Annotated in this window: 1 protein-coding gene; it reads right to left on the reverse strand. The window is 52.9% G+C overall.

The annotated features are described in order from the left end of the window. Positions 1-33: 33 nt before the first annotated feature. Positions 34-783, reverse strand: a complete 750-nt coding sequence (locus CWB99_RS11955) for a thioesterase II family protein (protein ID WP_171045327.1) — start codon at positions 781-783, stop codon at positions 34-36. Position 784 lies beyond the last annotated feature (1 nt).

A 784-nucleotide genomic window follows, 5' to 3' on the forward strand; every position in this document is an offset into this window, starting at 1 on the left:
TGTCGTCTATCCTTTTCTAGTTCCGTTTATCGGCTACATTGGGATCCGCGTCAAGAGCAGATCGACCAGTAAGGCCTGTTGGTGATGGATAAAAAAGTGTCCCCCGGCAACAGATTCCAGCTCAGCCTGTGGCAGCAACTCGCGCCATGCTGACATCGCCTGGGCGCCCACATCCAAATCCTCCGTACCATAAATCAGCGTGGTGGGAAGCTGCTGCAAGCGCTGCTGAGGCTCTGTGGACATATAATCGAATCCCAGCTTAAAGTCGCTGCGTAGCATAGGTGACAGCAACGCCAGCAATTGTTCATCTGTCAGCAGTGCCTGTGGAGTGCCACCCAGATCAGCCAACGCCTGCCTGAAATCCGTTTCATTGAGCAAGTGAAGCGGGTCACGTCGATAGGTCATTCTGGGCGCGGCTTTCGCGCCCAAAAATACCCGCCGACAATTTAGCAACTGTCCGCGATTAAGCAGCTGACGGGCAAACTCATAACTATATAACGCGCCATTGCTGTGGCCATACAGGTAGAAGGGCCTGTCCAGATAGGGCACAAACTCGTCAACCATATTGGTTATGGCCGCCTCAATACTGGTATCAAATGGCTCACCAAAGCGCGCACCGCGCCCCGGCAGACTAACTGCTACTACTTCAATCTGCCGGCTGAAAAAATAGTCTGGCCAGTCAAAGTAAATACTGCTGGTGCCCCCCGCGTACGGAAAGCAAAAGATCCGGGCACGGGGGTTAAGAAGTGGCTTAGGTGCAAAGTAATACGGACACTTTGTCATC

The organism is Pseudoalteromonas rubra (assembly GCF_005887095.1).
Classification (GTDB): Bacteria; Pseudomonadota; Gammaproteobacteria; order Enterobacterales; family Alteromonadaceae; genus Pseudoalteromonas; species Pseudoalteromonas rubra_E.

Bases quoted from the DNA above. Each gene is read 5' to 3' on its own strand.
- CWB99_RS11955 (WP_171045327.1), bottom strand. From the start codon at position 783: ATGACAAAGTGTCCGTATTACTTTGCACCTAAGCCACTTCTTAACCCC.